Source organism: Bradyrhizobium sp. Unk1 (genome assembly GCF_059512345.1).
This window is the reverse complement of sequence record NZ_JCAMOP010000008.1, coordinates 121556-145223: the sequence shown is the minus strand read 5'-3', so window position 1 is coordinate 145223 and position 23668 is coordinate 121556. Positions and strand designations below refer to the sequence as shown.

Here is a 23668-nt window from a genome sequence, read left to right as displayed (position 1 = left end):
GGTCCCACCCTCTCCCACGACGAGGGGAGAGGGTGGCATAGGCGCCTTCGGCCGCCGTCCCTTAGAACGCCGATGCCTTGCATCGGCTATGGCGCCGCGGCGAGGCTAGGGCGTACGAATTCATTAATCCAATTCGATTCAAGTTTTAGCCAATTCACCAACAAGCGTTAGGGTTACTTCCTCGATCTCTAGGCGAATTATTGTCCGCTTTACCACCCGCCTCTAACAGAGGAACGGCGGACAACGCACATGCCTCATACAGGCCAATAAGTGCGGCCCGCTCCACGCGGAGGTGGCACGATGCGCAACGAGACGATCGCTATTCACGCCGGCTACGAGCCCGAAGCCACCACGCACGCGGTTGCCGTGCCGATCTACCAGACCGCGGCCTATGCCTTCGACAGCGCCGATCACGGCGCCGCGCTCTTCAATCTCGAGGCCGAAGGTTTTCGCTATAGCCGCATCGCCAATCCGACCAGCGCGGTGCTGGAGAAGCGTATCGCGCAGCTCGAAGGCGGCGTCGGCGCGCTCGCGGTCGCGACCGGCCAGGCTGCGCTGCATTTCGCCTTCGTCAACGTCGCCGATCACGGCGGCAACATCGTTTCCGTGCCGCAGCTCTACGGCACCACGCACACGCTGCTCTCGCACATCCTGCCGCGCCAGGGTATCACCGGCCGCTTCGCCGAGAGCGACAAGCCGGATGCGATCGCAAAACTGATCGACGAGAACACGCGCGCCGTGTTCGCCGAGACCATCGGCAATCCCGCCGGCAATGTCTGCGACATCGAGGCTCTCGCCAAGATCGCGCACGCGCATGGCGTGCCGCTGATCGTGGACAACACCGTCGCGACCCCGATCCTGCTCAAGCCGTTCGATTACGGCGCCGACATCGCCGTGCATTCGCTGACCAAGTTCCTGGGCGGCCACGGCACCACGCTGGGCGGGGCCATCGTCGATTCCGGAAACTTCCCCTGGGCCAAGCACGCCGACCGCTTCCCCGCCTACAACAAGCCCGACGCCTCCTATCACGGCCTCGTCTATGCCGAGCGCTTCGGCCGGACCGCCTATATCGAGCGCGCCCGCAGCGTCTATCAGCGCACCATGGGTTCGGTGCTGTCGCCGTTCAACGCCTTCCTGCTGCTCCAGGGCATCGAGACCGTCGCGCTGCGCATGGAGCGCCACGTCGAGAACGCGCGCAAGGTCGCCGAATTCCTGCGCAAGGACTCGCGCGTTGCCTGGGTCAACTACACCGGCTTCCCGGACAGCCCGTACTATCCGCTGGTGCAGAAATATCTGGACGGTAACGCCTCCTCGCTGTTCACCTTCGGCATCAAGGGCGGCATGGAGGCCGGCAAGACCTTCTACGATGCGCTGAAGCTGATCACGCGCCTCGTCAATATCGGCGATGCCAAGTCGTTGGCGTGCCATCCGGCCTCGACCACCCACCGGCAGATGTCGGCGGAGCAGCAGCGCGTCGCCGGCGTGCTGCCGGAGACGATCCGCCTGTCGATCGGCATCGAGCATTCCGCAGATATCATCGAGGACATCGACCAGGCGCTCGAGAAGGCCTGCCCGTCGGCACGCCTCCAGGCCGCGGAGTAGGCGACGGCGCCGATGACGATCTTGATCGACAGGGATCAAGGGATATCAAGCCCGGCGCTGGTGCCGGCCGAAGGCGATCTCGCGCGCGACCACGGTTTCGCCGATCTCACGATCGGCCTGATCAACAACATGCCGGATCCGGCGCTGAAGGCGACCGAGCGGCAGTTCATGCGGCTGCTCCAGGCGGCCGCAGGTCCGCGCCGTATCCGTTTCCATTGTTTCTCGCTGCCCTCGGTGAAGCGGTCGCCCGAGGCGAAGTGGCATGTCGAGAGCGAATATTCGGAGCTCAGCGAGCTCAGGCATCACAAGTTCGACGGGCTGATCGTAACAGGCGCCGAGCCGGTCGCGCCCGAGCTCGACCAGGAGCCGTATTGGCGCGACCTCACCGACCTGATCGACTGGGCCAAGGTCAACACGCGCTCGACGATCTGGTCGTGCCTCGCCGCGCATGCGGCGGTGCTGCATCTCGACGGCATCGCACGGCGGCGGCTGCCGGCCAAATGTCACGGCGTTTTCGATTGCGAAGCTGCGACGAACGATCCGCTGACGCGCGCCGCGCCTGCGCCCCTCAAGGTCTCCCATTCCCGCCTGAACGAGATCGCCGAGAGCGACCTCACGCAGGCCGGTTACCAGGTGCTGACGCGTTCGGCAAAGGCCGGCGTCGATATCTTCGTCAGGCAATATGCCAGCCGCTTCGTGTTCTTCCAGGGCCATCCGGAATACGATGCGCTGTCGCTCCAGCGCGAATATCTGCGCGATATCGGCCGCTATCTCGCGCGCGAGCGCGAGGCTTATCCGCACCTGCCCGTGAGTTATTTTGACGCAGCGACGGAAGAGAAGCTCGCCCGCTTCGAGAAGAAGGCGACCCAACAGCGCCACCCGGCGCTCACCAACGAACTGCCTGCGCTGAAGCTGCGCGCCGATATCGCCGCCGGCAGCGCCGCGGCGGCGCTTTTCCGCAACTGGCTGCAATATCTCGGTGCGGAAGCCGATATTTCGGTCCTGGCACGCTAGACGAAGGGCGTTGGTTCCGCATTAGGATTACCCGGGCGTTAGGCTTGCCTCCACCAGCGCACGAATGTTTCAGTAGAGAAATAGGGAATCGCAGGAAACGCAGTCGGTGTGGTCGGCACTCCAGGGACGCGTGAGCAATCGGCTGGCCCGGCATTTCCGTGCCGTGCCGCACCGGCTGCCTGCGCATGCGCCGATGGTGAGCTTCACGTTTGACGACGCGCCCGATAGCGCCGCTGGCGAGGGCGCCACGCTTCTGGAGACGCATGGTGGCCGCGGCACCTATTACCTCGCCGGTAGCCTGATCGATCGTCCGTCGGATCATTGGCACGGCCTGTCGAACGATGCGATCGTGCGGCTTCACCGGGCCGGTCACGAGATTGCCTGCCATACCTTTTCGCACCAGAGCTCGGCCGATCTCGACGAGGCGGCCATGGCGCGCGAGATCGAGCGTAACCGCAGCCATTTCCATGCCATCGATTCCTCGATCGTGCTGGAGAACTTCGCTTATCCCTATGGAATCGCCTCGGTCTGGCGCAAACCGCAACTCGCAAAGGTCTTTCGCTCGGCGCGCGGCATCCTTCCCGGCGTCAATCGCGACGTCATCGACCTCCAGTTCCTGCGTGCCTCGCCCCTGGTCGATCGCGAGATCGATATTGCTGGCGTCGATCGCTATTTCGACGAGGCGGTCGCGAGCGGCGGATGGCTGATCTTCTACGGCCACGACGTCGCCAACGCGCCAAGCCCCTATGGCTGCACGCCGCACCTGATGCGCCATGCGCTGGAGGCGGCCGGGAAGCGCGACATGCCGATCGTGACGGTGGCGGAAGCGCTGCGCCGGATCGGGGCGTAGTTGCTCTTCTTTCCTTCTCCCTGTGGGAGAAGGTGGCATAGGCGGCCTTCGGCCGCCGTTCTTGAGAACGCCGAAGCAAAGCTTCGGCTATGGCGCCGGATGAGGGGTTGCATCCGCAAAAGCAATCCCTATCGAATTCGCAGTGACAGACCCCTCACCCGTCTCGCCGCTCCGCGGCGAGCCACCCTCTCCCACAAGGGGCGAGGGGAAGATAACGTCGTGCCCCCGCAAACAGTCTTGCCATGCCCGCGCGGTCATGCGACTGGCCTTGTGACGAATCCTACGGCCTTGCCCCGACGCGCCCATGTCCGCTCCCTCCACCGCCCCGCTGCCTGCGCCGGCCAACGGCCGCGACGCGCTGTCGGTGCTGCATTCGGTGTTCGGCCTGCCGGGGTTCCGTGGTGCACAGGGCGAGATCATCCGGCACGTCACGGATGGCGGCAATTGCCTGGTCTTGATGCCGACCGGCGGCGGCAAGTCGCTGTGCTATCAATTGCCGTCACTGCTGCGCGAAGGTTGCGGTATCGTGGTGTCGCCGCTGATCGCGCTGATGCGCGACCAGGTCGCCGGCCTGCTCGAGGCCGGGGTCAACGCCGCCGCGCTGAACTCGTCGCTGACGCTGCAGGAAGCTTCCGACATCGAGCGCCGCTTGATCGCGGGCGATCTCGACCTGCTCTATGTCGCGCCGGAACGCCTGGTGACGCCGCGTTGCCTGTCGCTGCTGGCGCAGGCGAAGGTGGCGCTGTTCGCGATCGACGAGGCGCATTGCGTCTCGCAATGGGGCCACGATTTCCGCCCCGAATATGTCGGCCTCTCCATCATCGCCGAACGTTTTCCGAACGTTCCGCGCATCGCGCTGACCGCGACCGCCGACGAACTGACCCGCAAGGAGATCGTCGAGCGCCTCCGGCTTGCCGACAGCCCGCAATTCGTCTCCAGCTTCGACCGTCCGAACATCCGCTACGAGATCGTCGACAAGCGCAACGCGGTGTCGCAGTTGAAAGAATTCATCCGGGAGCGGCATGCGGGCGACGCCGGCGTGGTCTATTGCCTGTCGCGCAATCGCGTCGAGGAGGTTGCCGCCGCGCTCGACGACGCCGGCATTGCGGCGCTGCCCTATCACGCCGGGCTCGACAGCAGCATACGCTCGCGCAACCAGGACCGGTTCCTCAACGAGGACGGCATCGTCATCGTCGCGACCATCGCCTTCGGTATGGGCATCGACAAGCCCGACGTCCGCTTCGTCGCCCATCTCGATCTGCCCAAGAGCATCGAGGCCTATTATCAGGAGACGGGGCGCGCGGGGCGCGACGGCAAGCCGTCGGCGGCCTGGATGGCCTATGGTCTCTCCGACATCGTGCAGCAGCGCCGCATGATCGACGAGTCCAGCGGTTCTGACGATTTCAAGCGGGTGTCGATCGGCAAGCTCGACGCACTGGTCGGCCTCGCCGAGACCGCGCAGTGCCGGCGCAAGCGGCTGCTCGCCTATTTCGGCGAGGCGGAGACGGCGAGCAATTGCAGCAATTGCGACAACTGCCTGACGCCGCCCAAGATGCGCGACGGCAAGGTGCTGGCGCAGAAGCTGCTGTCCTGCGCCTATCGCACCGGGCAGCGTTTCGGTGCGATGCAGCTGATCGACGTCCTGATTGGCCGCCTCACCGAAAAGGTGACGCAGTTCGGCCACGACAAATTGTCCGTGTTCGGCATCGGGCGCGAGCTGAACGAGAAGCAGTGGCGCACGGTGCTGCGGCAGCTGGTGGCGATGGGGCATTTGTACAGCGACAGCGAAGCGTTCGGCGCGCTGAAGCTGACGGAGAGCGCGCGCGGCGTGCTACGCGGCGAGACCGAGGTCTGGCTGCGCGAGGAAGTGCCGGGCGCGCGTGTTCGCGCGAGCCGGACAAAATCCCGCCGTGGTGACCTCGCGCCTGCGGCCAACGCGCCGCAGGGCGATGTCGATCCCGAATTGCGGGCGCGGCTGAGGTCCTGGCGTTCGGACATCGCGCGCGAACGCGGCGTGCCGGCCTATGTCGTGCTGCACGATGCCACCATCGACGGCATCGTCCGGGCCTGGCCGACGACGCTGGACGAGCTCCGCAACGTGCCCGGCATCGGTGACAAGAAGCTCGAGCATTACGGCGACGAGCTGCTCCAGATCGTCAAGACGCGGTAGGGCATCCTGACCCGTAGCTTGTAGCCCGGATGGAGCGAAGCGAAATCCGGGGCAGTCTTTCCGTATTGTACGAGTCCCGGATTACGCTGCGCTCCATCCGGGCTACGAAGATAGGCGAGGCGAGAGTCGTCCCGCCTCCCTTATGCTTCAGCCGTTCCGGAAGGCATACCCGTAGCCATTGAGCGCCGGCGCGCCGCCGAGATGGGCGTAGAGAATCTTTGCGCCCTTCTCGAAATGGCCCTTCTGGGTCAGGTCGATCAGGCCTTGCATCGATTTGCCCTCGTAGACGGGGTCGGTGATCATCGCCTCTAACCGTGCGGTGAGGCGGATCGCTTCCTTGGTCTCTTCCGACGGCACGCCATAGGCGGGATAGGCGTAGTCCTCGATCAGCACGACGTCATCTTCGACGATATCCTTGCCGAGCTCAACGAGCTTGGCGGTGTTCTGCGCGATCGAGAGCACCTGCGCTTTCGTTTGCGCCGGCGTGAACGAGGCGTCAATTCCGATCACCTTTCGCGCGCGGCCATCGGCGGCGAAGCCAACCAGCATGCCGGCATGAGTCGAGCCGGTGACGGTGCAGACCACGATGTAGTCGAACTTGAAGCCGAGTTCGGCCTCCTGCTTGCGCACTTCCTCGGCGAAGCCGACATAGCCGAGGCCGCCGAATTTGTGCACGGAGGCGCCGGCGGGAATCGCGTAAGGCTTGCCGCCTGCCGCCTTCACCTCCTCGATCGCCTGCTCCCAGCTCTTGCGGATGCCGATGTCGAAGCCGTCGTCCACCAGGCGCACGTCGGCGCCCATGATGCGCGACAGCATGATGTTGCCGACGCGGTCATAGACGGCGTCCTCGTGCGGGACCCAGGCTTCCTGCACCAGGCGGCACTTCATGCCGATCTTGGCGGCGACGGCGGCGATCATGCGGGTGTGGTTGGACTGCACGCCACCGATCGAGACCAGCGTGTCCGCGTTCGAGGCGATCGCGTCGGGGATGATGTATTCGAGCTTGCGCAGCTTGTTGCCGCCATAGGCGAGGCCGGAATTGCAGTCCTCGCGCTTGGCATAGATCTCGACATTGCCGCCGAGGTGCTTCGACAGCCGCTCCAGCTTCTCGATGGGCGTCGGGCCGAAGGTCAGCGGATAGCGCGCGAATTTGTCCAGCATCATTGGTCATCCCGATTGGCGTTGATCTGGCCGCAGCGACTAGCACGCGTCACGAGGAATGTGCTCTCGAATGCTGCATCGATATTGCATTCAATCTTGCGAGTTTCGCTCCAATCTCTAATATTTCTTCCAGAAAAACATCAAATAGAGGAAGTTTCTTCCATGGCATCCCGGCTCGACCGTATCGATCTCAAGATATTGAGATTGCTTCAGAATAACGGCCGGCTGAGTAACGCTGAACTGGCCGAAACCGTCGCCATCAGCCCCGCCACCTGCCATCGGCGCACCCAGCGCCTGTTCGAGGATGGCTTCATCGCCGCGGTCCGCGCCATGGTCGCGCCGAAGAAGGTGGCGAAAGGCACGCTGGTGATGGTCGGAGTCGTGCTGGACCGCTCGACCCCGGAAAGCTTTGCCATCTTCGAGCAGGCGATCGCAAAACTGAAATTCGTGCTCGACTGCCACCTCGTCGCCGGCGACTTCGATTACTTCCTGAAGATCCGCGTTGGCGACATGGAGGATTTCAACCGCATCCACGGCGAACAGCTGATCGCGCTGCCCGGCGTGCGCCAGACCCGCACCTTCTTCGTGATGAAGGAGGTCGTCGACAACGCACCGCTGGAGTTTTGAGCCGGAGCGCTTTCCAGCGAAGTGGAAACCGGTTCGCGTCAGAAAACGCGTCAAAACAAAATCCGGCGCACTTGATGCGCGATCCGCATCATGGGAGATTCAGGCCATGCAGACATTCCCCTTCCGCCACCCCAATCCGGCCGGGCCGGCCTATCGGCGCGGTTGGGTGGACGAGGCCGTCGCCGCGATCGAGGCCGACCAGTGCCGCACGGCCGACACGCATCTGATCCGGCTGATCGTGCCGGCGCTGTCAGGCATCGACATCTATCTCAAGGATGAGTCCACGCATCCGACCGGCAGCCTGAAGCACCGCCTGGCGCGCTCGCTGTTCCTCTACGCGCTCTGCAACGGCCACATCCGCGAAGGCACGCCTGTGGTCGAGGCCTCGTCGGGATCGACGGCGGTGTCGGAAGCCTATTTCGCGCAGATGATCGGCGTGCCGTTCTATGCCGTGATGCCGCGCACGACCTCGGCCGAGAAGATCGCCGCGATCGAGCATTATGGCGGCAACTGCCATCTGATCGACGACGGCCGCGCGCTCTACGCGGAAGCCGCCGCGCTCGCCGCCCGGCTGAACGGCCACTACATGGACCAGTTCACCTTCGCCGAGCGCGCCACCGACTGGCGCGGCAACAACAACATCGCCGAATCGATCTTCACGCAATTGCAGGGCGAGCCGCGTCCGATTCCCGACTGGATCGTCATGGGTGCGGGCACCGGCGGCACCTCGGCCACCATCGGACGGTACTTGCGCTATCGCCAGTATCCGACACGGCTGTGCGTCGCCGATGTCGAGCATTCTGCCTTCTTCGACTGCTTCCGCACGCAGGACCGCTCTCACATTTGCGAACGCCCGTCGCTGATCGAGGGCGTCGGCCGGCCACGCTGCGAACCCTCTTTCGTCCCGGGCGTGGTCGACCGCATGATGAAGATCCCGGATGCGGCGACGATCGCGGCGATGAACGTGCTGTCGCGCCGGCTGCGCCGCGCGGTCGGCGGCTCCACCGGCACCAACTTCCTGGCACTGTGCCGCCTCGCCTCGGAGATGCGACAGGCGAACGTATCAGGGTCGCTGGTGACGCTGATCTGCGATTCCGGCGAGCGCTACCGGCAGACCTATTACGAGCCCGAATGGCTGAAGGGGCGCGGCCTCGATCCTGCGCCGTTCGAGGCGGCCCTGTCGTCGTTCCTCACGACGGGCGAGCCGCTGACGCTCGACGTCGACGACGTCGCCAATCCACAGATCGTACCAGGCCCCGAGGCAGCATAGCCGACGTCTCCCTGCACTGGCAAAATGGCACGATCGTCACGGCAACTTCACTTGCCATGCGTGCGCACGCGGGTGAGCTTCGCCTCTTCTCAACGAGGAGATCCTGCCGTGCGCCTTCCCATTCTCGATCCGAAAGATCTGACCGACGAACAGAAGCCGCTCTATGACGACATGCGAGCCGGCATCAAGGACCACTTCAAGGGCTTCGTGAACATGCGCGACGACGGCGCGTTGCTCGGGCCCTGGAATCCCTGGATCCGCGAGCCGCGCTTCGGCAAGCCGGTGTGGGAGCTGGTCAAGGCAATCGCGTCGAACCCGCTTCTGCCGGCGCCGGTGCGCGAGGTCGCGATCCTCGTCACCGGTTCGCATTTCCGCTCCGGCTATGAGCTCTATGCTCATGTGCTCGTTGCCGAGCAGCGCGGCCTCTCCGACGAGAAGCTCGCGACCATCGTCGCGGGGCAGCGGCCGGTCGATCTCACCAAGCAGGAGGCCATCGCCTACGACGTGGCGTCCGCATTGGTCAGCGGCGGCGTGCTGCCGGAATTGACCTGGCGCGCCGCAGTGAAGGAGTTCGGCGAGCACGGCGCGGCCGAGCTGTCCTATCTCGTCGGCGTCTACTGCATGGTCTCGGTCACGCTCAACACGTTCGACGTGCCGGTGCCGGATTAGACGCCGCGTCCTTCGATCACTCCGCCGCCTTCCTTGCAGGCGGTGGGGGCGCCCAGGCGATGCAGCGATTGCGGCCTTCGGCCTTGGCCTGGTAGAGCGCATGATCGGCGGCGCCCATCAGCGCGTCGATGCCGGACATGCTGACGGTGGCTTCCGCCATGCCGATGCTCACGGTGAGGCCGAACTGAACCTTGTCGGCAAAGACCTGCGCGCTCATCACGCGCTTGCGGATACGTTCGGCCACCGTCCTCGCGCGGGACAGGCTGGTCTCGGGCAGGAGAACCGCAAATTCCTCGCCGCCGAGGCGGCCGACGATGTCCGACTTGCGCTTGCCGTCGAGGCACGCGGCCGCAACCGCCCTGATCGCGGCGTCGCCGACCGCATGGCCGTAGCGATCGTTGACCGACTTGAAGTGGTCGATGTCGAGCATCAGCACGGAGACGGAACGATAATAGCGCTGAAAACGGCTCCATTCCGCATCGAGGCCGTCGAGGAAGTGGCGGCGGTTGTAGAGGCCGGTGAGTGGATCGGTGGTGGCGAGCGTCTCCAGCATCGCGGCCTTTTGCGTCAGATCGGTGATGTCGACATAGGTCAGCATGCGGCCGCCATTCGACATCGTGGTGCAATGAGCCCTGATGCGCCGGCCGTCCGGCGTCTGCAGGTCGCGCACGTGATCGCCGGCCTTGACCTCTTCGACGCGTCTCGCCGGAAATTTCGCGAGTTCGCTCGTTGGAAGATGGGGCGCGCTGGCGCGATGCAGGCGTCGCACCAGCGATGAATAGGTCGGCCGGTTCGCGGCCTCGTCTTCGCTGACCTCCCAAAAGCGCCGCATGCGCCGGTTCATGAAGGTGGCGCGCAGGTCGGGGTCGAGAAGGAGGACGCCATCCTGAACATTCTCCAGCGCATCGCGCAGCAGCTTCAACTCGTCGGAATAGCGCACGATGTCGGTGACGGGCGTGTAGGTCAGCATGCGTCCGCCATCGGGCAACGGCGTGACCTGGACGCGCACGACATCGCCATTGGTCCGGCGCAGATCGATCGGCGTCGGATCGCCCGCCTCGATCACACGAACACGCTCCGTGATCAGGCCATCGAGGTCGGGGTCCGGCACCTCATAGGCTCCGGTGTCACGTCCATGATGGAGCAGCGTGAGAATGGATGGATTGCTGTCGGCAACCTCGTCGGGCAGGCGCCACATCTGGCGAAACGACTGGTTGATCAGGCGCGCCCTGAGGCGCGAGTCGAGCAGCACGATACCGGTCGGCACATGATCGAGCGCGGCGCGCAACGCCAGCATCTGGCTGCGCATCAGCGCGTCGGACGAGCGTTCCCGCTCCTCGCCGGCTGGTCGCTCGACGCCGCCCGGCTGCTCGAAGGCGACCCCGACCTGACGGTCGGATCGCCAGATCACGCGGCAGGTCAGGCTCTCGCGCCCTGCAAGCCTGAGCTGGAATCGCTCGGGCACGCCGATGCCGCTCTCCATCTCGAGCGTCGCAGATTCCTCGGACAGCCGGCGCACGACGCAATCGATCGACGACTGGCCAAAATTGAAGAAGATCTTCCCAGCGAGGAACGTCCGTTCCGGGACCAAGCGGGACATTCTCAACCTCCAAGGCGAAACGCGATGCGAAAGGTCGGTCCAGTTTCGCGCAAGGATCCTTGCGGCGGTGTAACGCAATCGATGTTTTGGGATGAGGATTAACAACCGGTTGACGCGTAATGCGAAGCGGCTGATGCCTTAAGCTTTGAGGCGCCGGTTCCGTACCGAGCCATCCGGTCAATTGCGGGTGCTGCGCTTGATCGAAAATCGCCCGCGGCGGCAGTCAGTTGCGTACCGCGTAGAGCGGTGTGCGCAACGTCACCTGGTAGGCCGGCTTCGGCATCCAGGCGATCTCCGCGGTGATGCCGAACAGGCGGTTGTCGTTGTCATCCATGCGGTCGAGGTCGAGCCGGACACGCCGCCATAGAGCGACACGCGGTCGCTGACGTCCACGGTCAGCGGCAGGTCGACGGCAATGAATTTCGCGGCCGGCAGGCCGTTCGGCAGCGTCGTGCCCCGTCGCGCCACAAGCGCTTCGAACGCGGCTGAAAGCGAAGTGTTGCCGAAGCCGAGCCCGAGCGTGCCCGCCGGAATCGTCGCATAGGTCGTGCGGAGGTCGAGATAGATGTTCGGGACATCAGGCTTTGCGGATTTGTCCTCATCCTCGTCAGCGCCAAAGGCAGCGCCCACCGACATCGTCAGACAAAACAGCCCCATCGCAGCAGCGCGCAAAGCCTGACGGTGCCATGGGCCGTGATGGGACACGTGACAATCCGACGCGTGGCGATTTGATGACGGAACCGTTGCTAGATGGAACGTGATCGCGCCCAGGGTCAAGCAGTATCCGCCAGCGATGGACTGCACGGGCGTGCGCGGTTACCCTGCCGTGATCGCACCGACACACTCGCCGGCCGGAGTGCGGGCCGGACATTGGAAGGACACAGCCATGAATACGTCACGCCGCATCCTGCTCACTGGTCTGGCGGGACTCGCCGTGGCCCCGACTGCCGTGGCCGCTGCCGTACCGTCGCGCGAGCCTGACGACGTGACGGTGGCCGAAGAGCGCTTCGCACGCACGATTGCAGCCGCGCATGCGCCCGACGTCACCTGCGCGCGGCAGGCGGAACGTTATGCGGATGCGCATTGGCCTGAATATGTTGTGGCAGCCAGGGCTGTGCTCCACGCGCGCGTGTGACGCGCGCTTCTATTTCTCCACCGCCCGCCGGACCTGTTCGCCGATCTGCGACAGCACGAGCTGCGCCTGCGGCAGGATCGTGCCCATGGCGTGGAAATTGTGGACCATGCCGTCATGGCAGACGTGCTCGACCGCGACGCCGGCGGCGAGCAGCTTGCGCGCATAGGCATTGCCCTCGTCGCGCATCGGATCGAATTCGGCGGTGTGGATGATCGCGGTCGGCAGGCCTGCAAGCCGCGTCGCGCGCAAGGGCGAGATGCGGGGGTCGGCGGTGTCGATGCCGTCAGGCAGATAATCGGCGAGATCGGCTTCGATGGTGACGCGGTCGATCAGATGGCCTTCGGCGAATGCCTCGCGCGAAGGCGAGATCTCCTCGAAATCCAGCACCGGGCAGATCAGGCATTGCGCGACGATGGAGAGGCCGGCGGTCTGAATCGCTTCCTGGCATACGATCGCAGCGAGCGTGGCGCCGGCGGAATCGCCGCCGACCACCAGACGTTCGGCGTCGATGCCCAGCGACGGGGCTTGCCGCGCGACCCATTCCGTGGCCGCGATCGCATCAACGACGGCAGCAGGAAATTTGTGCTCGGGCGCGAGCCGGTAATCGACCGAGACGAGGCGACAGCCGGTCACATGCGCCAGCGCCGCCGCGATGCGGTCATGCGTCGCAATGCTGCCGGCCACGAGCCCGCCGCCATGAAAGAACACGAAGCCCGGCGCGCGGTCGCCGACAGAAGCGGGCGAATAAAGGCGATAGGGCAGTTCTCCGCCGGGACCCGGAAGCGTGCCGTCGGCGGTGGTCACATCCGACGCATCGGTGCGCGCAAACTGCATCAGCTTCGCCAGCGACTGCCGCCGCGCCTCCACGCTCGGCCGGCTCCGCCCTTGCGGAGCGGCCGCAGCCATCATGGTCAACAAACGCCTTGCAAGCGGATCGAGCGGCATGGATCCTTCCTTCTCCCCTTGTCGGAGAGGGTAACGCACCATATCCCAGCAGGGAATCATTTAGACATTGGGACAATAGTGCCCGGATATGTCCAAGGGAGGCCGGTCATGGCCGAGATCAAGAAGCCGATCGAATATTCGCCGAGCTGGACCTTCTTCGAGGGCAAATGGCACGACGGTAACGTGCCGATCATGGGTCCGCGCACGCATGCGGCGTGGCTCGGCTCGGTCGTGTTCGACGGTGCGCGCGCGTTCGAGGGCGTCGCGCCCGATCTCGATCGTCACGTCGCCCGCGCCAATCAGTCCGCGATCAATTTTGGCCTGAAGCCGGTGGTCGACACGGGCACCTGGCTTTCGCTCGCACACGAAGGCATCGCGCGCTTCGCCGCGAAGGCCGAGCTGTACGTCCGTCCGATGTACTGGGCGCAGAACGGTTCGGGCGGCGGCGTGCTGTTCGACCCCGAGACAACCAATTGGTGCCTGTGCATCTACGAGGCGCCGATGCCGAAACCCGTCGGCAACGCCATCACGCTGTCGCCGTTCCGCAGGCCCACCGCCGAATGCGCGCCGGTCGAGGCCAAGGCCGCCTGTCTCTATCCGAACAATTCGCGGGCGCTCGCGGAAGCCGCCGGGCGCGGCTTCCAGAACGCGCTGATGCTCGACATGCTCGGCAATGTCGCGGAATTCGGCAATTCCAACGTGTTCATGGCCAAGGACGGCGTGGTCTACACGCCGGTCCCGAACGGCACGTTCCTGAACGGCATCACGCGCCAGCGCGTCATCAGCCTGCTGCGCGGCGACGGCGTCACCGTGGTCGAGAAGACGCTGCGCTATGCCGACTTCCTCGCCGCCGACGAGATCTTCTCGACCGGCAATTTCGCCAAGGTCGCCCCCGTCATCCGCATCGACGATCGCGAGCTGAAGCCGGGGCCGCTCTGCACCAAAGCACGCAAGCTCTATTGGGACTTTGCGCATGCGGTGAAGCTGGCGGCTTGATCCGTGCTTTCTGGCGTCCTAGCCGGGTCGCTTAAACCGGCTGAACTGAAACGCCTGGGTCGACTTCCAGGGCGTGTGATGCGTCTCGCTCCGCGTCTCGACCAGCTCGAACTCCGGCCCAAGCTCCGCAGCAAGGCTCGCGCTGTCGTGCCGCTGCACCGGCAGGCCGCTGCATTTCTCCGGGCCATCAAGCGCAAATGTCGCGATGATGATTTGGCCGCCGGGCGCAATCGCCGACCGCAGGCGCTCGACGTAAGCGGCCCTGTCGCGCGGATCGGTCAGGAAGTGAAATGCCGCGCGATCGTGCCAGACGTTGTAGCTCCGCCCCGGGCGCCATGTCGTGGCGTCGGCAACGATCCAGTCGACTGCTGAAGCCGCGCGTCCGATTCGTTTCTTCGCCGCTTCAAGCGCGTTGGCGGAGAGATCCAGCACGGCGAGGTCGCGGTATCCGTCCCGCAGGAGAGCGTCCACCAGCCGCGAAGCACCGCCGCCGATGTCGATGATGGCGGCGCCATGGTCAGGGCAGGCCGAGCCGATCATCTCGAGCGAGATCGCCGGGCTGTCCTGGAACCAGCTTACCTCGGCCTCGCCCTTGGTGGCGTAGACGTTGTCCCAATGCGTGCTGCGGTCGGACATGGCGGCTCCGGCCTGGCCGGGACGACAGCGCGCAAGTCGCGCTGTTATGAACCGGCGGCCCGCGCGTCCGCCGCAGATGGACGCGCCGGCGCGAACGAAATCCCTACTCGTCCTTCTTCGACATCCGCTCGAGGCGTTCCTGCATGTCCTTCATCTGCTGACGCAGGTCGTCGATGTTGCTGCTGTCCGTCGGCGCCGCAGCGCTTGCGTCGGGCTCCGGTTCGGAGCTGGTCGCCGGACGGCCCGCGTTGGGGGCAAACGGCTTGAACATCGAGAAGGTCTGCTGGAACAGTTCCATGTTGCGGCGGACCTGTTCTTCCAACGGAGCAAAAGGAGTGCCGGAGAGCGAGTTGGCGATCTGCTTGCGGAACTTCTCCTGCTCCTGGGTCAGCGTCGCGATCGACTGCTCCAGATATTTCGGCACCACCATCTGCATGCTGTCGCCGTAGAAGCGGATCAGCTGGCGCAGGAAGGTGGTCGGCAGCAGGTTCTGGCCGGCCTTGTTCTCCTGCTCGAAGATGATCTGGGCGAGCACGGAGCGGGTGATGTCATCGCCGGTCTTGGCGTCGTAGACCAGGAAATCCTCCCCGTCCTTGACCATGGCGGCGAGGTCTTCAAGCGTCACGTAGGTGCTCGTTCCGGTGTTATAGAGCCGGCGGTTCGCGTATTTCTTGATGGTGGTGGGTTGGTCTGATTTCGCCATGGGCTCTCACTTGCAAACGCGGAGAACGGGAACCCGACGGGCAATGCCGCAGGGCGGGAAGAGTACGCAACGCAACAAAATAAGCATTTTCAAAGGGGTCACGCTACCGTTTTGTGCGCCACGGTTAATCGGGCAGCAAAAACGTGCTTGCGAAAGCACCAAGAACGCTATTTTGAATGCGCTGCGGCATTGACATGCCTCAACGACGTTAACAGGATGCCATTCGAGACTGGCGAGCCGTTTCCCAGCCCCGTCTGCCCCCATCAACACCAGGAGATGCCCATGTCAGACGATGTCGTCATCGTCAGCGCCGCCCGCACCCCGGTCGGAAGCTTCAACGGAGCGTTCGCGACCCTTCCCGCCCACGACCTCGGCGCGATCGCCATCAAGGCCGCGCTGGAGCGTGGTGGCATCGAGCCCGGCCGGGTCTCGGAAGTCATCATGGGCCAGATCCTGACCGCGGCTCAGGGCCAGAACCCGGCTCGCCAGGCCTCGATCGCCGCCGGCATTCCGGTGGAGAGCCCGGCCTGGGGCGTGAACCAGCTTTGCGGCTCGGGCCTGCGCACCGTGGCGCTCGGCTACCAGGCGCTGCTCAACGGCGATTCCGAGATCGTGGTCGCCGGCGGCCAGGAATCCATGAGCATGGCTCCGCACGCCCAGTATCTGCGCGGCGGCGTCAAGATGGGTCCGGTCGAGTTCGTCGACACCATGATCAAGGACGGCCTGTGGGATGCCTTCAACGGCTATCACATGGGGAACACGGCCGAGAACGTCGCGCGCCAGTGGCAGATCACCCGCGCCCAGCAGGACGAGTTCGCGGTCCACTCGCAGCAGAAGGCCGAGGCGGCGCAGAAGGCCGGCAAGTTCAACGACGAGATCGTTCCCGTCACCATCAAGACCCGCAAGGGCGACATCGTCGTCAGCGCCGACGAATATCCGCGTCATGGCGCAACGCTCGACGGGATGGCGAAGCTCAAGCCCGCCTTCGAGAAGGACGGCACGGTCACCGCAGGCTCGGCCTCCGGCATCAATGACGGCGCCGCTGCCGTGGTGCTGATGACCGCCAAGCAGGCGGCCAAGGAAGGCAAGACGCCGATCGCGCGCATCGTGTCCTGGGCGCAGGCCGGCGTCGATCCGAAGATCATGGGCTCGGGCCCGATCCCGGCCTCGCGCGCCGCGCTGAAGAAGGCCGGTTGGAGCGTCGGCGATCTCGACCTGATCGAGGCCAACGAGGCCTTCGCGGCGCAGGCCTGCGCCGTCAACAAGGATCTCGGCTGGGACACCGCCAAGGTCAACGTCAACGGCGGTGCGATCGCGATCGGCCATCCGGTCGGCGCCTCCGGCGCACGCGTGTTGGTGACGCTGCTGCACGAGATGCAGAAGCGCGATTCGAAGAAGGGCCTCGCCACGCTGTGCATCGGCGGCGGCATGGGTATCGCGATGTGCCTGGCGCGCGACTGAAGCTGACATCTAACTTACGTGTCACTTGCGCGTGCGCTGCACACATAGATGAGTGCGTTGCACGCGACTAAAAAGGCAGCGGTTGCAAATCAAATATTCTTCGCAACCGCGCAAGCCTCGACTAAATACAAACGCCCGGCTCGACGCCGGGCGTTTTGTTCTTGATGTCCGTCAAACCAACCGCATAATCCGCATCTAAAACGATCACTCAGAAGCGTCCGAAGAGTCCAAGGGAAGGAATACGATATGGCACGTGTTGCATTGGTGACGGGTGGTACGCGGGGAATCGGAGCTGCGATCAGCAAGGCGCTGAAGGCGGCCGGCTACAAGGTTGCGGCGAGCTATGCCGGCAATGATGCGGCTGCGGAGAAGTTCAAGGCGGAGACCGGCATTGCCGTCTACAAATGGGACGTCAGCAATTTCGATGCCTGCGCCGAAGGCGTGAAGAAGGTCGAGGCCGAGCTCGGCCCGGTCGACGTGCTCGTCAACAATGCCGGCATCACCCGGGACACCGCCTTCCACAAGATGACGCTCGAGCAGTGGAACGCCGTGATCAACACCAATCTTGGCTCGCTGTTCAACATGACGCGCCAGGTGATCGAAGGCATGCGCGCGCGCAAATTCGGACGTGTCATCTCGATCTCGTCGATCAACGGCCAGAAGGGACAATTCGGCCAGGTCAACTATTCCGCAGCAAAGGCCGGCGACATCGGCTTCACCAAGGCGCTCGCGATCGAGAACGCCAAGGGCGGCATTACCGTGAACGCGATCGCACCGGGCTACATCAACACCGAGATGGTGCAGGCGGTGCCGAAGGACGTCTTGGAAAAGAACGTGATCCCGCAGATCCCGGTCAACCGGCTCGGCGAGCCCGAGGAGATCGCGCGCGCCGTGGTGTTCCTCGCCGCCGACGAGGCCGGCTTCATCACCGGCTCGACGCTGACCATCAACGGCGGCCAGTATCACGCCTGATAGGACGTGAAGCCTGTAGATTCAGGCGCGACAAGGCGATAGTGAAGACGACATGCCCGGCCTTGTGCCGGGCATCATCGTCCTCAGAGCCTTTCGATTGATGACCCCGCGCACAGCCACACTGATCGGATTGACCGCGATCCTGATGTGGTCGCTGCTATCAGTGATGACGGTTGCGACCGGAAAGATTCCGGCGTTCCAGCTCGCCGCCATGACGTTCGCGATCGGCGGTCTCGTTGGCCTCCTCACCTGGGTCGGCCGCGGCGATGCGGCGAGGAGCTTGCGTCAGCCGCTGGTCGTATGGGTCGTCGGCGTCGGCGGCCTGTTCGGCTATCACGCACTGTATTTCCTGGCGCTGCGCTTTGCGCCGCCGGCCGAAGCCGGTCTTTTGAATTACATGTGGCCGCTTCTGATCGTGCTGTTCTCGTCGTTCCTGCCCGGCGAGCGGCTTGCGGTGCATCACATCATCGGTGCCGTGCTCGGCCTCGTCGGCACCGTGCTGCTATTCGCCGGGAGCACCTCCGGCTTCGCGCCGGGCCAGCTGCCGGGATTGATCGCGGCGTTCATCGCGGCGTTCGTCTGGGCGACCTATTCGGTGCTGTCGCGGCGATTGAAAGCCGTGCCGACCGATGCGGTCGCGGGCTTCTGCCTTGCCACCGCGGTGCTCGCCGCGCTGATGCATGGTCTGCTTGAAACCACGGTGTGGCCGGAGACGACGCTGCAATGGCTCTCCGTGGCCGCCCTCGGCATCGGCCCCGTCGGTGCCGCGTTCTACGCCTGGGACATCGGCATGAAGCGCGGCGACATCCGCGTGCTCGGCGCCGCATCCTATGCGACGCCGCTGCTCTCGACCGGATTCCTCATCGCCGCGGGTTTTGCAAAAGCCAGCGCCAACATCGCCATCGCCGCGGTCCTGATCGCCGGCGGCGGCCTGATCGCGGCGAAGGACATGGTGCTGCGGAAGCGGTGACCGTCGTTGTCGGGTTCGCCGCCATGCGGCGTCCCGGAATGACAGTGCGGCTTACGGCTCCCAGCCTTGCGGCGCGAGTTCGAACTTCGCGAACTCGAATGCAGGCGCGACGGTGCAGCCGACCAAGGTCCATTCGCCCGTCGACTCCGCCATCTGCCAAGCATTCGCCGGCACGATCCCCTGCGGCCGTTCGCCGCTCACAAGATCCGTGCCGAGCCGCACCTCGTGTTGCAAGCAGCCTTCATGCGCGATGCGCAGCGTCAGCGGGCTGCCGGCGTAGTAGTGCCAGATCTCCACGGCGTCGATGCGATGCCAGTGCGAGCGTTCGCCGCGCGCGAGCAGGAAATAAATGAGGGTCGAGCGCGACCGGCCGTTGGTATCCGTGGTCTGGTCGCGAAACGTCTCGCGGTAGTGGCCGCCCTCGGGATGCGGGCGGAGTTCGAGGCGTGCGATGATCTCGGCTGCGGTCGGCATCGATCCCCGTCAGGATTTCTTCTTCAAGATTTGTTTTTGCGCTCGCGCAGTTCGCCGAACACCACGGCGGCGTCCGCGCCCTTCATGTGTAACCTGGCTGCGACCGACGGTTCATCAGCACGGAGGAACACGTTTGCTCGCTTCTCGTCACCAAGCAGTGATGGAATGGTCGGCTTGTTCTCGGCCCGCAGCTTCGTCACCTCCGCCGCGCGTGCCTGCAGCGCCGCATTGTCGGGGTCGATGGTGAGCGCGAACTTGACGTTGGACGCGGTGTATTCGTGCCCGCAATAGAGCTTGAAGTCGTCAGGCAGCGCCCGCAGCTTCAGAAGCGAGTCCCACATCATCGGGTAGTCGCCTTCGAACACGCGGCCGCAGCCGATCGAGAACAGCGTATCTGCGGCGAACAGCGTCTTCTCGTTGTCGAACACGTAGGAGATGTGGTCGAGCGTGTGGCCGGGCGTCTCCAGTACGCGCCCCAGCAAGCTGCCGACCTTGACGATGTCGGCATTGGCGACGCGCAGGTCGACGTTGGCGATCTCAGTCGTCTTGTCATGCGGCGCGACGACGCGGCAATTGTATTTCTGTTTGAGTTCGGCGACCCCGCCGACATGATCGCCGTGATGATGGGTGATCAGGATGTCGGTGAGCTGCCAGCCCTCGCGCTCAAGCGCTTTCAGGATGGGGCCGGCTTCCGGCGCGTCGATCGACGCCGTCGCCTTGGTTTCCACATCGTGGATCAGATAACCGAAATTATCGCTTAAACAGGTGAAAGTACGAATTTCGGCGGCCATGTCATCTCCATCGCGCTCAGCCCCGCAGACAAATATGGCGTTAACGTTGCGCAGGCAATGCAATATTCCGCGCGCGGGGGCCGCCTCGTGCATGTTACATTGCCGTCATGACCATTGATGTCGTCGACCTCCGCGAGTTCTACTCCCGTCGCCTCGGGATTGTGGCGCGGCAAATGATCAATCGCGGCATCAGGGAGCGCTGGCCGACCGCCGCGGGCCAGCGTGTGCTTGGCATCGGCTATCCCACACCCTATCTCGGCCTGTTCCGCGAGGACGCGGAGCGCTGCATCGCCTTCATGCCGTCGGCGCAGGGCGTCTTGAAATGGCCGACGGGGCGGCCGGCGCTGGCCTCGCTGGTCGATGAATTCTCGCTGCCGCTTCCTGACGCCGCGGTCGATCGGATCCTGCTGATTCATGCGCTGGAGATGTCTGACGACCCGGCCGCGCTCTTGCGCGAGGTGTGGCGGGTGCTGTCGCCCTCCGGCCGCGTGATCGCGGTGATCCCGAACCGGCGCGGGGTATGGACCCGCACCGACAGCACGCCGTTCGGTCACGGCCGGCCCTATTCGCGCTCGCAGATCACCGACCTGTTGCGCCAGACCTGGTTCACGCCGACCGCCTGGGGCGAGGCGCTGTTCATGCCGCCTTATGCCGGCGGCTGGGTGCTGAAATCGGCACAGGTGTGGGAGCGTGCGGGCGCGGCGCTGTCGTTGCCCTTTGCCGGCGTGCACATTGTCGAGGCGACCAAGCAGGTCTATCGCGCGATCCCCGCCAAGCGCGAGCGCGCGCGGCTGATTCCCTCGTTGAAGCCGGTGCTGGTACCGTCCTCGACGGTGACGCGCACTTGAAAACAAATCGTCCCGGCGCGAGGCCGGGACGATGCAGATCAGAATATCGGAAGAAGCTTATTCGCCGGAGGCCACTTCGTCGCTGGAGCCCGCCGGAGCCGCCTCGCGCTCGGGGCGCGGGCCATGCGGCCGGCGGCGCCGCCGCGGAAAGCGTTCGCCGCCACCGCCGCCTTCAAGCCCGCCCTGACCGCCATTCGCGGCACTATTCACTTGCGGCTGTGCGCCGGTGATGAAGGAGGGCAGGCGATCGACGCTACCGGTGTCGGCAACGACGGGCTGCGGCTGGTTCAGCGGCTGCGGCTGCGGCTGATATTGCGGCTGCACACGATGGTCGCGTTCGCGATGCTCGCGCGGCTGCTGGTTGTCGCGCTGATAGGGCTGCTGGCCGTCGCGCGGCTGATGATCACGCTGGTGATCGCGCTGGCCGTCGCGGTCGCGCATGAAGGGCTGCTGCTGCGGCTGCGGGACGAAGCCCGGCTCCTGGCCGAAATTCGAGAAATTCTCGCCGTCGTCCTCGCTGTCGTCGCCGCTGTTGCTCACCGGCTCGTCGCCGCGCGGCTGCTGGTTCTGGCGGAACTGTTCCTGGGCCGCCGCGATCAGGCGGAAATAATGCTCGGCGTGCTGGTAGTAGTTCTCGGCGGCGACCGGGTCGCCGGAAGAGCGCGCATCGCGCGCGAGCTGAAGATATTTTTCGGCGATGTGCGAAGCCGTGCCGCGGATCTTGATGTCGGGTCCGTTCGATTCGTAAACCCGGGTCATCGGGTTCTGGCCGCGCCGGTTGTTGTTGTTATTGTTGTTGTTGTTATTGCGGTTGCGCATCCGCTGCTTGTTCTGACCGTTTCTCATGTCCTGCCTTTAATTCCAGCCCTAAAGGTTGCACGCATTACTGATTGCTCGGAGTGACCTGATGACAGCGGTTCACTTCTCCCGCGCGCACCGCGCGCAAGAGCGGCTTGAACCCTGCCGATGTTCGTCGACCGTCGCGTTCAACAAAGACGCGTTCCCCACCCGCCAGCAGCCATTGCCAGCGAACCCATTCATATCGCCTGCCGAAACAAGCCCAGCTTTGTTGCGTAAGTCTTCAAGCGCAATATCAGGCTTTCGTTCACTTTGCAGTCGGAGAGCAGCGCAGCTCCAATGGCCATCGCGCTCAACAGGACCTGCGGCTTGGAACCTTTAATCAGTAAAGCTCTCGCCCGAGAGCCCGGCTTTCGCCCGTAGGTCTACGGGGCCGGCACCGATGTGTTGACCGGAACGTAGTCGTTCCCAAGGGATATTCCAAGAGGTTTTTTGCAGCCCAATCCGGCTTTTATGGGGGCATTTTTCGGGCCGATACCGCCCGCGGGATGCCCGCCAAATCCGCCTTGGGCGGCCTGTCCACAGACAACGCGGCGGCCGTCATCAAGGTTTCAATATCCCGGGCCTGACCTTGCCCGGCCTCGACGATCAACGCCCCGCCGGGTGCGAGCCGCTCGGCCGCCTGCGGTATCAGGGCGCGGTAGGCGTCATAGCCGTCATTGCCGCCGTCGAGCGCCAGATGCGGATCGTGCTCGCGCACATCGAGGCTCAGTTTCGGAATTTCCCCTGAGGGAATATAGGGCGGATTCGACACGATGAGATCGAACGGGCCGCGGAGCGCCGCCGCATAGGAGCAGGCGACGAAGCCGGAACGGCCGGCGAGGCCCAGAGCTGCGGCATTGCTCCGCGCGGTGTCGAGCGCGGAGAGGCTGAGATCGGTTCCGACGCCGAAGGCATCGGGAATTTCATGCAGCAGCGCGAGCAGGATCGCGCCCGATCCGGTGCCGATATCCGCGATTCGCGGGTGCTGCCCCGCTATCGTGGCCTCCCGAAAGATCTCCAGTGCCAGTTCGACCACGGTCTCGGTGTCCGGCCGCGGCACCAGCGTCGCCTCGGACAGTTGGAACGGCAGGCCCCAGAATTCGCGCGCGCCGAGAATGCGGGCGACCGGCTCATGCGCGAGCCGGCGCTGCGCATAGGCTTCGAGCCGCGCGGCCTCTTCGGGCGTGAGCTGGCGCGCCGCCTGCGTGACGATGCCGGTCAAATCAAGCCTCAGCGCCGCTCCGACGAGCAGGCGCGCGTCGAGGGCGGGCTCCTCGATGCCGGCCGATTGCAGCCGCGCCGCAAGCGCGCGCCGCGCACTCTCGATGCTGTGTCCGGAATCGAAACCTGTCGCCAATGGAGCCATCCTGCCTGGTATCGTGGATAGATCGGCGGCATTGCTTGCGTCAACGGAAAGGAGCGCGTCTGATCGCACCTCGCAGCGAGGGAGGGATCCATGACGGCTTACGACGATCAGAACGTCTTCGCAAAGATCCTCCGCGGCGAGATTCCCTGCTTCGAGGTTTTCAGGGACGACCGCAGCATCGCCTTCCTCGACATCATGCCGCGCTCGCCCGGACACACGCTGGTCATTCCCCGGGCGCCGGCGCGGGGCATCCTCGACATTGCGGATGACGATCTCGCCGCGGTCGCCCGAACCGGCAAGCGGATCGCGATTGCGGCGATGAAGGCGTTCGACGCCGAGGGCATCATCCTGCAGCAGTTCAGCGAACCGGCGAGCGGGCAGGTGGTCTTCCACCTGCACATGCACGTCATGCCGGTCAGCGCCGGGATCGGGCTGCTGCCGGCGCAGACGCGCAAGGAAGACATGGCCGTGCTCGCCGATCACGCCAAGCGGATGATTGCGGCGCTTGGCAGTTGATCGAGATAGCGCTGCAGCAAGACCGTAGGACGGGTAGAGCTGTTGCGAAACC

The 23668-nt window shown here is 64.7% G+C and carries 24 protein-coding genes; 14 read left to right on the top strand and 10 right to left on the bottom strand.

From position 1 onward, the window contains the following. The first annotated feature begins 300 nt into the window (after positions 1–300). The 4 genes from AC5ZFO_RS12675 to recQ all read left to right on the top strand — a co-directional run bounded on the left by AC5ZFO_RS12675 (position 301) and on the right by recQ (position 5636). Entirely contained in the window at positions 301–1602 is a 1302-nt protein-coding gene (locus tag AC5ZFO_RS12675; protein WP_028159608.1) for an O-acetylhomoserine aminocarboxypropyltransferase/cysteine synthase family protein, read from the top strand. Positions 1603–1614: 12 nt separating this feature from the next. Beyond that, a complete protein-coding gene (metA, locus tag AC5ZFO_RS12670; protein ID WP_282520191.1) occupies positions 1615–2616 on the top strand; it encodes a homoserine O-succinyltransferase MetA in 1002 nt (333 codons plus the stop codon). A 106-nt stretch (positions 2617–2722) separates the two neighbouring features. Then, positions 2723–3466, top strand: coding sequence for a polysaccharide deacetylase family protein (locus AC5ZFO_RS12665; protein WP_308776720.1), 744 nt, complete (start codon positions 2723–2725; stop codon positions 3464–3466). A 304-nt stretch (positions 3467–3770) separates the two neighbouring features. Further along, the gene (recQ, locus tag AC5ZFO_RS12660; RefSeq protein WP_282520193.1) at positions 3771–5636 is read left to right on the top strand and encodes a DNA helicase RecQ; all 1866 of its coding nucleotides are present in this window, start codon (positions 3771–3773) and stop codon (positions 5634–5636) included. Between the two features lie 147 nt (positions 5637–5783). On the opposite strand, the gene AC5ZFO_RS12655 is transcribed toward recQ, so the two are convergent. Beyond that, complete coding sequence (locus tag AC5ZFO_RS12655) at positions 5784–6797, bottom strand: 1-aminocyclopropane-1-carboxylate deaminase (RefSeq protein ID WP_028153143.1); 1014 nt, start codon at positions 6795–6797, stop codon at positions 5784–5786. Positions 6798–6959: 162 nt separating this feature from the next. Between AC5ZFO_RS12655 and AC5ZFO_RS12650 the strand changes: the two genes are divergently transcribed. From AC5ZFO_RS12650 to AC5ZFO_RS12640, 3 genes are all read left to right on the top strand, one after another. After that, on the top strand, positions 6960–7424 hold the full coding sequence (locus AC5ZFO_RS12650; protein ID WP_014490456.1) for an Lrp/AsnC family transcriptional regulator: 465 nt from the start codon (positions 6960–6962) through the stop codon (positions 7422–7424). Positions 7425–7530: 106 nt separating this feature from the next. Next, positions 7531–8694: a PLP-dependent cysteine synthase family protein gene (locus AC5ZFO_RS12645; RefSeq protein WP_282520194.1), complete on the top strand. Its 1164-nt coding sequence runs from the start codon at positions 7531–7533 to the stop codon at positions 8692–8694. A gap of 108 nt (positions 8695–8802) precedes the next feature. Beyond that, a complete protein-coding gene (locus AC5ZFO_RS12640; protein WP_282520195.1) occupies positions 8803–9363 on the top strand; it encodes a carboxymuconolactone decarboxylase family protein in 561 nt (186 codons plus the stop codon). Positions 9364–9379: 16 nt separating this feature from the next. Here AC5ZFO_RS12640 and AC5ZFO_RS12635 read toward each other — a convergent pair whose 3' ends face one another. Both AC5ZFO_RS12635 and AC5ZFO_RS12630 read right to left on the bottom strand, forming a co-directional pair. After that, positions 9380–10963 (bottom strand): sensor domain-containing diguanylate cyclase, encoded by a 1584-nt coding sequence (locus AC5ZFO_RS12635; RefSeq protein ID WP_282520196.1) that lies wholly within the window; start codon positions 10961–10963, stop codon positions 9380–9382. Positions 10964–11221: 258 nt separating this feature from the next. Next, on the bottom strand, positions 11222–11668 hold the full coding sequence (locus AC5ZFO_RS12630; protein ID WP_282520197.1) for a hypothetical protein: 447 nt from the start codon (positions 11666–11668) through the stop codon (positions 11222–11224). 181 nt (positions 11669–11849) lie between these two features. On the opposite strand from AC5ZFO_RS12630, the gene AC5ZFO_RS12625 reads away from it, so the two are divergent. Continuing rightward, positions 11850–12098, top strand: a complete 249-nt coding sequence (locus AC5ZFO_RS12625; protein ID WP_282520198.1) for a hypothetical protein — start codon at positions 11850–11852, stop codon at positions 12096–12098. Positions 12099–12107: 9 nt separating this feature from the next. Here the strand turns inward: AC5ZFO_RS12625 and AC5ZFO_RS12620 are convergent, their stop codons facing one another. Continuing rightward, positions 12108–13043, bottom strand: coding sequence for an alpha/beta hydrolase (locus AC5ZFO_RS12620; RefSeq protein ID WP_282520199.1), 936 nt, complete (start codon positions 13041–13043; stop codon positions 12108–12110). 108 nt (positions 13044–13151) lie between these two features. Between AC5ZFO_RS12620 and AC5ZFO_RS12615 the strand changes: the two genes are divergently transcribed. After that, positions 13152–14039, top strand: coding sequence for a branched-chain amino acid aminotransferase (locus AC5ZFO_RS12615; RefSeq protein ID WP_282520200.1), 888 nt, complete (start codon positions 13152–13154; stop codon positions 14037–14039). Positions 14040–14057: 18 nt separating this feature from the next. Here the strand turns inward: AC5ZFO_RS12615 and AC5ZFO_RS12610 are convergent, their stop codons facing one another. Together AC5ZFO_RS12610 and phaR are read right to left on the bottom strand one after the other, a co-directional pair. After that, complete coding sequence (locus AC5ZFO_RS12610; protein WP_282520201.1) at positions 14058–14675, bottom strand: class I SAM-dependent methyltransferase; 618 nt, start codon at positions 14673–14675, stop codon at positions 14058–14060. A 103-nt stretch (positions 14676–14778) separates the two neighbouring features. Beyond that, entirely contained in the window at positions 14779–15378 is a 600-nt protein-coding gene (phaR, locus tag AC5ZFO_RS12605) for a polyhydroxyalkanoate synthesis repressor PhaR (protein WP_282520202.1), read from the bottom strand. Positions 15379–15660: 282 nt separating this feature from the next. Between phaR and AC5ZFO_RS12600 the strand changes: the two genes are divergently transcribed. The 3 genes from AC5ZFO_RS12600 (at position 15661) to yddG (ending at position 18781) form a co-directional block, all read left to right on the top strand. After that, positions 15661–16839, top strand: coding sequence for an acetyl-CoA C-acetyltransferase (locus AC5ZFO_RS12600; RefSeq protein ID WP_282520203.1), 1179 nt, complete (start codon positions 15661–15663; stop codon positions 16837–16839). Between the two features lie 246 nt (positions 16840–17085). Continuing rightward, positions 17086–17811, top strand: a complete 726-nt coding sequence (phbB, locus tag AC5ZFO_RS12595) for an acetoacetyl-CoA reductase (RefSeq protein WP_028149509.1) — start codon at positions 17086–17088, stop codon at positions 17809–17811. Positions 17812–17911: 100 nt separating this feature from the next. Beyond that, a complete protein-coding gene (yddG, locus tag AC5ZFO_RS12590; protein ID WP_247314792.1) occupies positions 17912–18781 on the top strand; it encodes an aromatic amino acid exporter YddG in 870 nt (289 codons plus the stop codon). Positions 18782–18832: 51 nt separating this feature from the next. Here yddG and AC5ZFO_RS12585 read toward each other — a convergent pair whose 3' ends face one another. Together AC5ZFO_RS12585 and gloB are read right to left on the bottom strand one after the other, a co-directional pair. Continuing rightward, positions 18833–19255 carry a cupin domain-containing protein gene (locus AC5ZFO_RS12585; RefSeq protein WP_282520204.1) on the bottom strand — a complete coding sequence of 141 codons (423 nt, stop codon included), beginning with the start codon at positions 19253–19255 and terminating at the stop codon, positions 18833–18835. A 23-nt stretch (positions 19256–19278) separates the two neighbouring features. Next, the gene (gloB, locus tag AC5ZFO_RS12580) at positions 19279–20046 is read right to left on the bottom strand and encodes a hydroxyacylglutathione hydrolase (protein ID WP_282520205.1); all 768 of its coding nucleotides are present in this window, start codon (positions 20044–20046) and stop codon (positions 19279–19281) included. Between the two features lie 107 nt (positions 20047–20153). On the opposite strand from gloB, the gene AC5ZFO_RS12575 reads away from it, so the two are divergent. Next, complete coding sequence (locus AC5ZFO_RS12575) at positions 20154–20894, top strand: class I SAM-dependent methyltransferase (RefSeq protein ID WP_014490441.1); 741 nt, start codon at positions 20154–20156, stop codon at positions 20892–20894. A 57-nt stretch (positions 20895–20951) separates the two neighbouring features. On the opposite strand, the gene AC5ZFO_RS12570 is transcribed toward AC5ZFO_RS12575, so the two are convergent. Further along, positions 20952–21740, bottom strand: coding sequence for a DUF4167 domain-containing protein (locus AC5ZFO_RS12570; RefSeq protein ID WP_282520206.1), 789 nt, complete (start codon positions 21738–21740; stop codon positions 20952–20954). Positions 21741–22203: 463 nt separating this feature from the next. Continuing rightward, positions 22204–23100 carry a peptide chain release factor N(5)-glutamine methyltransferase gene (gene prmC / locus AC5ZFO_RS12565; RefSeq protein WP_282520207.1) on the bottom strand — a complete coding sequence of 299 codons (897 nt, stop codon included), beginning with the start codon at positions 23098–23100 and terminating at the stop codon, positions 22204–22206. Positions 23101–23190: 90 nt separating this feature from the next. Here prmC and AC5ZFO_RS12560 point away from each other — a divergent pair, with 90 nt between their 5' ends. After that, on the top strand, positions 23191–23616 hold the full coding sequence (locus tag AC5ZFO_RS12560) for an HIT family protein (RefSeq protein ID WP_282520208.1): 426 nt from the start codon (positions 23191–23193) through the stop codon (positions 23614–23616). The last annotated feature ends 52 nt before the right edge of the window (positions 23617–23668 follow it).

Excerpts from the sequence above, each read along its gene's own strand:
- AC5ZFO_RS12675 (WP_028159608.1), top strand. The coding sequence starts at position 301 with ATGCGCAACGAGACGATCGCTATTCACGCCGGCTACGAGCCCGAAGCC.
- metA (WP_282520191.1), top strand. The coding sequence starts at position 1,615 with ATGACGATCTTGATCGACAGGGATCAAGGGATATCAAGCCCGGCGCTG.
- recQ (WP_282520193.1), top strand. The coding sequence starts at position 3,771 with ATGTCCGCTCCCTCCACCGCCCCGCTGCCTGCGCCGGCCAACGGCCGC.
- AC5ZFO_RS12655 (WP_028153143.1), bottom strand. The coding sequence starts at position 6,797 with ATGCTGGACAAATTCGCGCGCTATCCGCTGACCTTCGGCCCGACGCCC.
- AC5ZFO_RS12650 (WP_014490456.1), top strand. The coding sequence starts at position 6,960 with ATGGCATCCCGGCTCGACCGTATCGATCTCAAGATATTGAGATTGCTT.
- AC5ZFO_RS12645 (WP_282520194.1), top strand. The coding sequence starts at position 7,531 with ATGCAGACATTCCCCTTCCGCCACCCCAATCCGGCCGGGCCGGCCTAT.
- AC5ZFO_RS12635 (WP_282520196.1), bottom strand. The coding sequence starts at position 10,963 with ATGTCCCGCTTGGTCCCGGAACGGACGTTCCTCGCTGGGAAGATCTTC.
- AC5ZFO_RS12625 (WP_282520198.1), top strand. The coding sequence starts at position 11,850 with ATGAATACGTCACGCCGCATCCTGCTCACTGGTCTGGCGGGACTCGCC.
- AC5ZFO_RS12620 (WP_282520199.1), bottom strand. The coding sequence starts at position 13,043 with ATGCCGCTCGATCCGCTTGCAAGGCGTTTGTTGACCATGATGGCTGCG.
- AC5ZFO_RS12615 (WP_282520200.1), top strand. The coding sequence starts at position 13,152 with ATGGCCGAGATCAAGAAGCCGATCGAATATTCGCCGAGCTGGACCTTC.
- AC5ZFO_RS12610 (WP_282520201.1), bottom strand. The coding sequence starts at position 14,675 with ATGTCCGACCGCAGCACGCATTGGGACAACGTCTACGCCACCAAGGGC.
- phaR (WP_282520202.1), bottom strand. The coding sequence starts at position 15,378 with ATGGCGAAATCAGACCAACCCACCACCATCAAGAAATACGCGAACCGC.
- AC5ZFO_RS12600 (WP_282520203.1), top strand. The coding sequence starts at position 15,661 with ATGTCAGACGATGTCGTCATCGTCAGCGCCGCCCGCACCCCGGTCGGA.
- phbB (WP_028149509.1), top strand. The coding sequence starts at position 17,086 with ATGGCACGTGTTGCATTGGTGACGGGTGGTACGCGGGGAATCGGAGCT.
- yddG (WP_247314792.1), top strand. The coding sequence starts at position 17,912 with ATGACCCCGCGCACAGCCACACTGATCGGATTGACCGCGATCCTGATG.
- AC5ZFO_RS12585 (WP_282520204.1), bottom strand. The coding sequence starts at position 19,255 with ATGCCGACCGCAGCCGAGATCATCGCACGCCTCGAACTCCGCCCGCAT.
- gloB (WP_282520205.1), bottom strand. The coding sequence starts at position 20,046 with ATGGCCGCCGAAATTCGTACTTTCACCTGTTTAAGCGATAATTTCGGT.
- AC5ZFO_RS12575 (WP_014490441.1), top strand. The coding sequence starts at position 20,154 with ATGACCATTGATGTCGTCGACCTCCGCGAGTTCTACTCCCGTCGCCTC.
- AC5ZFO_RS12570 (WP_282520206.1), bottom strand. The coding sequence starts at position 21,740 with ATGAGAAACGGTCAGAACAAGCAGCGGATGCGCAACCGCAATAACAAC.
- prmC (WP_282520207.1), bottom strand. The coding sequence starts at position 23,100 with ATGGCTCCATTGGCGACAGGTTTCGATTCCGGACACAGCATCGAGAGT.
- AC5ZFO_RS12560 (WP_282520208.1), top strand. The coding sequence starts at position 23,191 with ATGACGGCTTACGACGATCAGAACGTCTTCGCAAAGATCCTCCGCGGC.